Annotated in this window: 8 protein-coding genes and 2 pseudogenes; 5 read left to right on the top strand and 5 right to left on the bottom strand. The window is 69.0% G+C overall.

What is annotated here, in order from left to right; translation table 11 throughout:
* Positions 1-126: 126 nt before the first annotated feature.
* Together HG542_RS17785 and HG542_RS17780 are read left to right on the top strand one after the other, a co-directional pair.
* Entirely contained in the window at positions 127-2385 is a 2259-nt protein-coding gene (locus HG542_RS17785; protein ID WP_171082601.1) for a hypothetical protein, read from the top strand.
* 10 nt (positions 2386-2395) lie between these two features.
* Complete coding sequence (locus tag HG542_RS17780) at positions 2396-2929, top strand: hypothetical protein (RefSeq protein ID WP_171082598.1); 534 nt, start codon at positions 2396-2398, stop codon at positions 2927-2929.
* Positions 2930-3068: 139 nt separating this feature from the next.
* Here HG542_RS17780 and thpR read toward each other — a convergent pair whose 3' ends face one another.
* On the bottom strand, positions 3069-3653 hold the full coding sequence (gene thpR, locus HG542_RS17775) for an RNA 2',3'-cyclic phosphodiesterase (protein ID WP_171082597.1): 585 nt from the start codon (positions 3651-3653) through the stop codon (positions 3069-3071).
* A 788-nt stretch (positions 3654-4441) separates the two neighbouring features.
* Here thpR and HG542_RS17770 point away from each other — a divergent pair.
* Positions 4442-4936 (top strand): DinB family protein, encoded by a 495-nt coding sequence (locus HG542_RS17770; RefSeq protein WP_171082595.1) that lies wholly within the window; start codon positions 4442-4444, stop codon positions 4934-4936.
* Between the two features lie 176 nt (positions 4937-5112).
* Here the strand turns inward: HG542_RS17770 and HG542_RS17765 are convergent, their stop codons facing one another.
* Positions 5113-5565, bottom strand: coding sequence for a Fic family protein (locus HG542_RS17765; RefSeq protein WP_229922439.1), 453 nt, complete (start codon positions 5563-5565; stop codon positions 5113-5115).
* Positions 5566-5684: 119 nt separating this feature from the next.
* Positions 5685-5768, bottom strand: a pseudogene (locus HG542_RS35165) (hypothetical protein); the annotation flags it as partial.
* Positions 5769-5827: 59 nt separating this feature from the next.
* Between HG542_RS35165 and HG542_RS17760 the strand changes: the two are divergent.
* Positions 5828-6523: a transposase gene (locus HG542_RS17760; RefSeq protein ID WP_176606669.1), complete on the top strand. Its 696-nt coding sequence runs from the start codon at positions 5828-5830 to the stop codon at positions 6521-6523.
* Between the two features lie 53 nt (positions 6524-6576).
* Here the strand turns inward: HG542_RS17760 and HG542_RS17755 are convergent, their stop codons facing one another.
* Positions 6577-7389, bottom strand: a complete 813-nt coding sequence (locus tag HG542_RS17755) for a S1 family peptidase (protein ID WP_171082593.1) — start codon at positions 7387-7389, stop codon at positions 6577-6579.
* A 507-nt stretch (positions 7390-7896) separates the two neighbouring features.
* On the opposite strand from HG542_RS17755, the gene HG542_RS17750 reads away from it, so the two are divergent.
* Positions 7897-8535: a hypothetical protein gene (locus tag HG542_RS17750; protein ID WP_229922437.1), complete on the top strand. Its 639-nt coding sequence runs from the start codon at positions 7897-7899 to the stop codon at positions 8533-8535.
* Between the two features lie 326 nt (positions 8536-8861).
* Here HG542_RS17750 and HG542_RS17745 read toward each other — a convergent pair.
* A pseudogene (locus HG542_RS17745) lies at positions 8862-9191 on the bottom strand (transposase); the annotation flags it as partial.
* Positions 9192-10309: the final 1118 nt, after the last annotated feature.

Here is a 10309-nt window from a genome sequence, read left to right as displayed (position 1 = left end):
GGTGAACCTATGCGGTCACGGCACTAGATAAGGCTGGCCATCCCTCCAGCATGACCGAAGGCACGGCCGAAGCCCGGCCGAGAGCCGGTCACCGCGATTTCATCGTCATGCCTACGGTGAACCAGCATGGCGCACCACACAAACGCGGCCCGGCGGCACCGGCTCCGTCACGGCCTCGCGGCAAGCGCAGTCGCCGCCGTCCTCGCCCTCGCGCTCCCGGCACCGGGCACCGGTTCCCTTGCGGTGGCGGCCCCGGCGGCCTCGGCCGAAGCGCAGCACGTCGCCGCACAAGACATACCGGAGAGCGGCCGGCTCCCCTATGCCGAGGACGACCTGATGCTCAGGCTCTACGAGGTCCGGCACCGACTCGGCCTGGCGGGGAAGGGCAATGACGCCCTGAGCCCGTTCGTCAACGCGGCCTTCGTCCTTGTCGATCCCAGCGGACTGGACGACGGCACGCTCAACAAGCTGCTGAAGGGTCCTGCTCCCGGCGCTCCGCCCGTCATCGCCTGGGAGGTCGACGCGTACGACCTCAGGAACTACCTGCCCGCGCAGGAGGCCGAACTCGCGCGCAAGGGAAAGCTGGACAGGCTCCTGCTGGTCGGCGGCCTGAGCTTCCGGGAATCGGGGAGCAAGTGGGAGTACAAGCCCGGGCTCCATTCGGAGACGCACATTCTGGGCGAGCTGGCGAAGCTGCGGACGGCGAAGGCCCCGCTGAAGGAGCTGACCTGGGCTTCGGACCGCTTGTACTGCCAGGACTGCCGGGAGAAGACCTCCTCCGAGGCCCGGCGCTTCCACGCCTACGACTACGACCTCACGGACGAGGAGGTCGCCCAGCAGAACCAGCGGATGGCGGCAGCCAATAAGATCACCGACGCTGCGAAGAGAACCGCCGAGCTGAAGAAGATCGAGGCGGAGTACGAGGCGATCAAGGACGAAAGGGCGCGGCAGGCCCAGGGGGACCTCGCCAAGGACCTACCGCGGGCCCGCGACCGGTACGCGCAGGAGAAGGCGGACGAGGCCCGGTACGCAGGCGAGACGAACGGCGTGTTTGGAGCTCCCCCGCCCGACTGCCCCGGGCACACCGCCCACCACGCCGCGTTCACGGTCGGCCTCCGCCTGCCGCAGGCTGCCGGGCCTCCCTGCGGTGAGGGCGAGGGGACCTCGTCCCGCGGCAGCGGCCTGGTCAAGGCCCTCGCCCACCCGGGCTCCGTGCCCGGAGGCATCGATTTCTCCACGCTCGAGCTGCGCCACCTCGCCGATCCCGGCGGGAAGGGTTTGAAGTACTCCTTCAACGCCGCCCCGGGCGGCTCCGGGGACGGCAAGGACCCGGCGACGGGCGTGAAGGCGGCGCGCGAGTCGTCCGACGCCTTCTTCGTGTGGCTGTCGCTGCCCGCCTCCACCTTCTGGGTCAACCTCAACCCCAACGAGCCCGACCGCGTCGTCGACTCCGCCCTCGGCCGTACCGATGTCGGCCGCGTCCTGCTGCAGGCCGATCTCCAGCTGAAGAAGACGACGGCCAGGCTGATCCATCCGGACGGCGACCTCGGCCGGCGATTCTGGGAACAGATGTCCGGGCGGTGCATGTCCTTCCGTACCTGGATCGTGCCCGGGCGGGCCGGCGTCCACGAGAAGGACGGCCAGCTGTACATCCTGGACGCCCCCCTCACGGTCAAGGCGGAGTCGCAGTACTTCGGCAGCGCGCGCGGCGCGGCCTCGTGCGAGGAGCGCGACAAGGGCACCGAGGCACGGAACGAGGCGGTGTTCCGCCGGCTGGTCCTCCCCGAGATCGAGAAGGCGGTGAACCATGCCCCCGAGTACGCCGCCCTCCGGCGGGTCTACCTCAGCCGGGTCGCCGCCGAGTGGTACCGCGAACGCTCCCGGAGTTCGGCGACCACCTACGGATCGCTCGTCGACCGCGGTGACATCACCCGCTGGGTCACCCGCACCGACTGGAAGCCGAAGGACACCTTCGACGCGTACGTCCGCTCGTTCCGCGAGGGCGAGTTCCACGTCGAGCGCACCACACGCGACGGCGACTACATCACCACCAGGACCTACATCTTCGGCGGCGTCGACTTCGCGAACGTCACCCTCGGCAAGGTGGACGCCGCCGACGCGTTCCGCGGGCAGTGGACGGAGATGCCGCGGGAGACCGCCCTGTCCGCGCAGACGGCACTGGCCGGGGCGCAGGACGCGCACGTGTGGCTGGGCGGGGACAACACGCCCCCGGGCGCCAAGGGCCCGGCGACGGCCCGGCGCACGGCACCGGCCGCGTCCCCCGGCGGCGGGGGTCGCGACTACCACGGGTGGCTGCCGTACGTGGCGGCCGTCTGCGTCCTCGTCGCCACGTTCGTCTTCAGGCGACAGCGCCACCACAGGTAAGGGAGCAGCCATGCGCAATCGAGCCGTTGCCGCCGCCGCGGCCGTCGCAGTGATCACGCTGGCGGGTTGTTCGGGCTCGTCGGAGAAGCACGCGGCCTTCGGGGAGGCGGTCACCGTCGACTCGTACGACAAGGGGCCGCTCAGCGTGGCCGTCGAGCGGATCGACAGGGGCAGCAGCAGTGACCTCAACGTGCTGAAGGACTCGGCGAAGTACGCCGGCAAGACGCCGTACTACCTCTACTACAAGCTCACCCGGACCGAGAGCGGAAAGGGCAGCTCGGGCACGAACTTCGTGGTGTCCGACGGGGACAAGGAGCTGACCCACCTGACGATCATGGGGAGCTTCGATCCCACCGGCGACTGGCGCGATCCGCTGCGCTACAGGGGCTTCGACAAGTGCGAGGGCGCCGACGGCTTCGAGAAAACCGGGCCGGGCCAGAGCGTCGAGGGCTGTGCCGTCTACGTCGCGGACGCGGGGACGGGGGCGCCGAAGACCGTGAAGTGGGTGACGCGGCGCGACGCGCAGGCCACCTGGGAACAGTGACGGTGACGGCGGCGGTCCGTCGCGCCGCCGTCTACTTCACTGCCGACACCACGGCGACGACGACGAACGTCAGGGCGAGCGCACCGGTGATGATCCGGTTCCTGGTCTTGGGCCCACCCCTCGAGCGTAACCGGACCGGTCACCCGGCCCGCCGGGTGCCCAGGGGCCAGGAGGCCACGATCTCGTAGCGGGGGCGCTCGCCGGCCACGCCGGAGGCGGGCAGGTGGCTGCGGACGAGGTCCACGCGCTCGACCCACCACTTGCGGCCCCGGAACTCGGCGAGCTCCTCCGCGTACGGGCGCAGGTTCACGTGGCCCGCGGCGCGGGCCAGGGTTAGGTGGGGGTGGAAGGGTTTGCTGTCGGTCATGTTCACTCCGGCCCGCCGGGCGCCGGCGCGGGTGGAGTGGGCCAAGCCGCCTAGGGTCTCGAGCGAGCCGGTCACGCCGACCCACAGGACGCGGTCGCCGAAGCGGCCGCCGCCGGCGAAGCGCAGCTCGTGCACCGGGTGCCGGTGGGCGGCGCGGGCCAGGCGCTCGCCGAGCTCCGGCAGCAGGGACTCGTCGACCTCGCCGAGGAAGGCGAGGGTGAAGTGCCACAGGGCCGGCTCGGTCCAGCGCAGGCGGCCACGGTCGCGCTCGGGCAGGGCGGCGCGCAGCTGACCCACCTCCGCCGCCAGTTCGGCGATCGCCGGGGTGGACGGGACCACAGCCGCGAACAGTCGCATGGGGCTAGCATGCAGTTCCGCCTCTCCGAGCGCCGCCACCGCCTCACTGTGCATCATGCCCCGCGCGCGGCGCCGCACCGAGGACCGGCCGACCTTCGCGTAGTCGATCGGCGCCGGCGCGGCCGCGGGCCTCGGGGACGCGGCGCGACCGCCACCTGTCGGACGTGTTCATCAGGACTCGCTTTCAGCTCGGATGCAAAAATGAGGGCCCGCCGGGGAATGCGGTTCTGCGGGCCGGTCAGACAAGTCCACCGCACGCCTGAATTGAGCGCTGCTAAAACGCGATGTTCAACCACTCCACGTCCGCGAATTTCACCTCCAGACCCGCGCGACCACCACCGGCTTGACGGAAATAGGTGTCCGCGATGGCCTCCGCGATCGCGTCATGCAGATCGCTCTGCGTCGCACCCTCCTCCTGCGCGGCCAGGATGGCGGCCGCGTGGGAGAGTTGAGCCCGCGGGACCTCTGCGGCAGCCCGGACGCAAAGTTCGGAGAGAAGCCGGTCTCGTCGTCTCGGTGGCCCAGATGCTGGTCGTCTACGACATCCCTCTCGGTCAGGGCCCCGGCCGACATACGATTCGTGTCCGACACCGAGCCGATCGACTCGGCCCGCTAACACGCAAGCAAGATCATCGACGCCTGCTGGTTGGCTCGCTGGACCCGGCGTCACCCGCCGCCACGCCGAAGCTGTGCAACATCGCCTCGATGCGGCCGTTCGGCCGGAACACCGACAGCCCAGCCGACGGAACCGTGCACTCTCACGCTGTCCAGGAAAGGAAACTCAGGGCATGAACATCCCGACTCGTATCACCGAATACCCCGAGCGTCAGATGCTCGAATACATGCTTGACCACACCCGGGCCGAACTGATCAACACGGTGCGCGGCCTATCTGAAGCAGAGTCCCGCCGCCGTCTCGTCCCGTCCCTCACGACGCCGATCGGACTGATCAAACACGCCGCGTTCGCAGAAAGGAAATGGTTCCAGCACATCTTGGGAGGTTTACCGGAATCCGAATGCGACGGCGAGATGGCGGGCGAGGCCAGTTTCGTGGTCAGCGACCACGAAACTGTCGCCGACGTGATCGCCGAATTCGAGCGCGCCAGCAACCGCGCACGAACGATCGCCGCGGACATCGACCTCAACGCCACCCGAGGACACCCTGCCTTCGGCACCGTCAGCCTGCGATGGATCTACCTGCTCATGATCCAGGAATTCGCTCGCCATGCTGGCCACAGTGACATCCTGCGTGAGCAGACCGACGCCGCCCGCCGTACTACCTGAGCCAGACCGCCAGGCCCCGTCCAGGCGAGCAAGCCGACACGCGAACCGGTCAGTTCCACCCCCACAGTTCCGTGGCACCTCGCACAAAAGCAGGCGGTGACAGTGGCTCGCTGTGATTGAGAGCGGACGAGCCACGCGGCGATGTCCGTGGACAGCTGGTGGATCCGACGAGTTCGTTATGCGGCGTAGGGATCGGCGATGGTGTGCGGCCGTCGAGCAGTGGCCAGGACTTCCTCCGGGAACGCAGGTCCGGCCACGTAGTAGCGGCCCTTGGCCTGCCCGACCGCGGTCAGCAGTCCTGCACGAGTCAGAGCCTGCATGTCCCGTGTCGCCTGCTGCGTGTTCAGCGCTTCGGCCTTCTCGTAGCGCGAGCGCCGGACCCGGCCCGTCATGGCCACCTCGTGCAGGGCGGTCACCTGCCGCTCGGTGATCCCGCCGGCCTCGGCGGCGTCCATCAGCTGCATCCAGCACTCGTTGGAGCGGTCGACGCGGCGCTGCACGCGCTGGGCCTGCTGGTGGTAGGCGAGGAGGTTGAACTTGATCCACGGCAGGGTGTCGCGCTCGGGTGACCGGACGGGTCCGCCGACCTCGCGCAGGACCTTGTAGTACTCCCAGGTGTTACCCGGCATCCCGAGCCATTCCTCGATCGAGGAGAACTCGGGGCCAGGACGCCGCCGCGCGCGATGAGCAGGGTCTGCAACGAGCGGGACATCCGGCCGTTGCCATCGGACCAGGGGTGGATCTTCACCAGGTTCAGGTGCGCCATGGAGGACCGGATCAGGACGTGGCTGTCGAGGTCGCCTTCGTCCAGCCAGTCCACGAGCTCCGTCATGAGCCCGGGGACCCGTTCCTGGTCCGGGCCCCGGTCCTACCGCGCAGGCCGAGGCCACCGTGCGCCGAGTCCTGCAGCGCGTCGACGGCGACGCCCTCGACAGCGCGATCGGTGCTTGGCTCGCCGCCCGCGACCCCGACCGCCCGACACCCGACCAGGATGCTGCCGCGCGGCCCCGCCGCTCACTGGCCGTGGACGGCAAGACCGTGCGCGGCGCCCGCCGCGCCGACGGTACCCATGTCCTCCTCCTCGCCGCTATGACCGGAACCGGCCCGGTCACCGCCCAGCGCGAGGTAGACGGCAAGACCAACGAAATCACCGTCTTCCGGCACACGGCCCGCGACGAGATCCGCCGCGTCAAGACCGCCGCCGTCGCCCGTGGCCTCGCCTTCCCCTACGCCACCCAAGCCGTGCAGATCGTGCGCCGCCGCCGGACCGTCACCGCAGGCAAGGTCACCCTGGAACACGTTTACGCGGTCACCGACCTGACAGCGCAGCAAGCCGACGCTCCCGAGATCGCGCACCGCGTGCGCGAACACTCGGGCATCGAGAACAAAATCCACCACGTGCGCGACACCACCTTCGCCGCGGACGCCTCGCGCGTGCGGACCGAAACCGCGCCCCGAGCCATGGCGGCACTGCGCAACCTGGCCATCGGCGCCCTGCGCCTCACCGGCTGCAACAACATCGCCGCCGGCCTGCGCAAGCACGGCCGAGACACCACCCGACCACTGGCCACCCACGGCATCACGTGATCAAACCGGACCGATCCCCTGAACGGCGCCGCCCTGGGGGCGGCGCCGTTGCGTCAGTTGTCGATCTGACGCCGGATGTCGTCGGCGTACTTGGCCACGCGCACCAGGACGCCGGGCAGTTTCACCGGGGTGCACGGTTCCCGGCCGAAGGAGACGATGCCGGCCAGCCTGCCATTGATCACCAGGGGGCCGCCACTGTCGCCCTTGCACTGCCGGGTGGTCGGCGAACCGGCACAGACCATGGTCTCCGGATCGAAATCGGGATACTCCACATCACACAGATGGTCCTCGCTCACCGCCACCCTGCCCCGCTGGAGGTGGGTGATGCGCGGGGCGTGGTCGCCGGTGAGCCCCCAGCCGAGTAGGGTGCCCGGGGTGCCCGCCCGGTACAGGTCGTCGTCGGATGTGCCGACCGGGAGGACGGGAGCACCGGCGTCCTCGGTAAGGGTCAGCACGGCGACATCATTGCCGTTCCACACGTCGTAGTACCCGGGGTGGATCCACACGGCGCTGACGTCGAGCACCCGACCGCTGGCGTGGTCGGCCAGGTCGCCACGGCCGAGGACGGCCTTCAGTTCCCCTGGTTTCAAGCCCTTGGCGCAGTGCGCGGCCGTGACCACCTTGCGCGGGGCGACCAGGGTTCCGCCGCAGAACATGCCCGAGTACTGGTCCCCGATGGACGGCGCGTAGGAGACCGCCACCATCCACGGGAAGTCCCGGATTTCGGCGTCAGAGCCACCGATGACGGAGGAGGTGGGGGGAGCGGGGGCCGCGCCAGCGGGTGTGATGAGGGCAATGGTCAAGGCCAGGGCGGCCGCGGCCGGTGCCGCCCATCGCCACCGGCGCCAAAGGGAGATGCGTCTCATTCCTTTGCCTCCAGGCAGGAGAAGGGAGGTTGCGGAACGGCGGCCGCCGCGTTCTCGACTCCGAGCGTAGAAGGACCGTTTGGGCGCACGGAAGCGCGGGCTTTCCTGGTTCAGGAGATGCCGCAGCAGACCGAAATCAGGGGTGCCGCAGCACGCCGAACGGTGCCCTTGACAGGTCGGCGCCGACGGCGACAGGTTTGGAACGTGGCGCCAACTTCCCTGCCGGCATCCGGCGATGGCTCGGTGACATTCGCGGATGCGCTACGGGCCGCGGTCCGGTCGAGCGGCCTGGGTCTGGAACGCATCCGGTACCGACTGACACTGCGCGGCACCCCCATCAGCGTGGCCACACTCAGTTCCTGGCAGTTGGGCCGCACCCAACCCGAACGACCCTGCTCACTCGCGGCGTTGGACAACCTGGAGGAGGTACTGCGGCTACCGACCGGAGCCCTGAGCGGGCTGCTGGGGCGACCCCGCGCGCGTGGCAGGGGCAGCCGGGAGTCCCGGATGCTGCCGATCGGCGCGCTCAAGCCGGGGGCGGAAAGAGTCGCCGCGCTGCTCGCCGGGTTGAACACCAGCGGCGACCCGCACCTGATCCGCATCAGCCAACACGACCGCTATGAGTACGGTGCGGACCGTAGCCAACTACGGGTGTGGAACAGGCAGGTGATGCGCGCCGACCGGGACGGCCCGGACCGCTGGGTGACCCTCTTCTACGAGGACGAACCGGGCTGCGGACTGCCCCGACCGCGCGGGCTGCGCAACTGCCGGCTTGGGAAAACCGCGGTGGACGAAGAGTCCGGGGTGCTCGCCGCCGAGCTGCTGTTCAGTCATCCGCTGCGCCGCGGGGAGACCTTGATCATGGAGTACGAGATGGTGCACCGGGAGCCCCGGCCGGTCGGCTCCTGGGGCAGCTGCGGCCGCACGCTGCGGATGACCACCCGCGAGTACCTCCTGGAAGCGGCCTTCCACCCCGCCGCCCTGCCCGCCATCTGCGAGGAGTTCACCGAGCCCGCCGACGGACAGCCCGGCACCGTCCGCCGGCTCATCCCTGACAGCACAGGCTGCGTTCACGCGCTCGCCCTGGACACCGGACCGGCCCGCTTCGGCATCCGCTGGACCTGGGACGTTCCGGCGCCCAGCTGACCGCTCCCTCGTCCCCGGGTTCAACGCAAGGGATGGCGGCGGTCCTTGGCCCGGCGCGGATCGGGCACCGCTGCGAGACAGTCCAGCAGACATGGATGTTTCTCGGGCTCGGTAGGCAGGCAGCAACGCGCTGACCCAGGCCGGCTGGGCCGGGCGAAGTTGAACGGGCAGACACGGTCACGTCATGGCGATCAGAGACTCGGCATCTCATGGCCACCCGGAAGTCGCGCTTGCCCTCGTTCCACACCGGTCTCCAAACTGCCCATCCCTGCGGTCTATCTGAACCAGCATCAAAAGGACAGATCCGCTGAACGACACCCCCCTGGCCCGCGGGCGGAGAGGGACAGCACCATTTCGTCGACGCCAGTCAGCCGGTGCTGACGCTCCTTCACCATCTGTGGCTCGAAGCTGCCCTCGCGATCGCGCGGAACGTCGATGGCGACCGGCCCGACCTCGGTGATGACGGCCTTGTAACGGGTGCCGTTACGGGTATTTCCGTCCGTGGCCTTCTCATGCTTCTCGTGGCCGAGGTGGTCAGTGATCTCACCCTCGAGAGCGGACTCGAGGATCCTCTTCGTCAGCTGCTGCAGCAGCCCACTCATGCGCGGGATCTCCCCGATGGCGTGGGCGTCGTAGCGGGTGAATTCCTCAGCGATGCAGATCAGCCTCGGATCGCTCCACAGCACCTGGGCCGCAGCAGCTGCCCCGAGCCGCTCGCGGACCAGGTGCTGGAACTCGGCCTTGTGGTCGATCAACCACGACAGATAGAAGAGCCCCTGGTTGATCACACCCGCATCCTGACCACGCTTGCATTCGACGATCACGGGAGCCCCGTTCTCGTCGAACCCAAGGGAGTCGATACGGCCCCCGTGCCGCGGGCCCGTGCTGTACTCGCTCGCCAGGAACCGCACGCCGAGGAACGTTTCCATGTGCCGCTCGACCAGCCCCTGCAGGCTTCGCTCGCGCTCCACCGACCGCGCAGGAATCTCCACCACACTGCCCGGCCCGACGTTGAACAACTTCAGGCTCGACACGCCAACCCCTTCTTGCCTCCGACTGCCTCAACGGCCGACGGAGGCAAGATTGTTTCCAGCAGCGTGCCGACTCGCAATCTGATTGTGTGCGCGAGGCCAGGCCAGCCTCCAGCGCAACGACGCGGCAGAGGTGTCACCACTGACCGACCGCCGGCGTCCAGGTCGTATAGCTGACCTGCCGTATACCTGCTCGGATGTCCAGTCGTCCGCGAGTCTCCCGGCCACGATGTCGCGCGGGGGTGGCTGTCGGCCAGCAGACACGACTTGGGGTGTCGGGCCCGATTCCAGGCGCGGTCCGCGGCTCCACGGCCCGGTACCGTTTCGGGCCCTTGTCACGGGCGATCGCCCCAGCGATTCCGACGGGCTACATCCCTATTCCGCTTGTCCTCAGTGATCACAGGTGCGGCGTTCTCATCAAGGCCGAGTGAATCAATACGCCCACTGTGTCGGGGGCCGTTGCTGTACTTCCCGACCAGGAAGCGCACGCGCAGGAAGGTATCCCCGTTCCTTCGCCCTCAGCATCAGGACCTGCCGACGCTCCCGCGCCCACCCCCGATCTCGGTACTGTTCCCTGGCCCAGCAACGCATCAGAGCACCTGACGGCCAGTCAGCTAAGTCAGCATTTGGTCAGCATCAGTCCCGCCAGAGGTCACCACAGACCGTCGGAGCCCGCCAAGGTCAACTACCAACCACACCACCGCTGACCTGCGAAAATACAGGTCAACGGCCTGCCCGCCCAC

Origin of the sequence: Streptomyces morookaense (assembly GCF_013030945.1) — a bacterium.
Taxonomy (GTDB): domain Bacteria; phylum Actinomycetota; class Actinomycetes; order Streptomycetales; family Streptomycetaceae; genus Streptomyces; species Streptomyces morookaensis.
Note: the sequence above shows the minus strand (reverse complement) of the source record. Positions and strands in the feature narration are given on the sequence as shown.

Coding starts and splice junctions, on each gene's coding strand:
- HG542_RS17785 (WP_171082601.1), top strand. CDS start 127: ATGGCGCACCACACAAACGCGGCCCGGCGGCACCGGCTCCGTCACGGC.
- HG542_RS17780 (WP_171082598.1), top strand. CDS start 2,396: ATGCGCAATCGAGCCGTTGCCGCCGCCGCGGCCGTCGCAGTGATCACG.
- thpR (WP_171082597.1), bottom strand. CDS start 3,653: ATGCGACTGTTCGCGGCTGTGGTCCCGTCCACCCCGGCGATCGCCGAA.
- HG542_RS17770 (WP_171082595.1), top strand. CDS start 4,442: ATGAACATCCCGACTCGTATCACCGAATACCCCGAGCGTCAGATGCTC.
- HG542_RS17765 (WP_229922439.1), bottom strand. CDS start 5,565: ATGCCGGGTAACACCTGGGAGTACTACAAGGTCCTGCGCGAGGTCGGC.
- HG542_RS17755 (WP_171082593.1), bottom strand. CDS start 7,389: ATGAGACGCATCTCCCTTTGGCGCCGGTGGCGATGGGCGGCACCGGCC.
- HG542_RS17750 (WP_229922437.1), top strand. CDS start 7,897: ATGCTGCCGATCGGCGCGCTCAAGCCGGGGGCGGAAAGAGTCGCCGCG.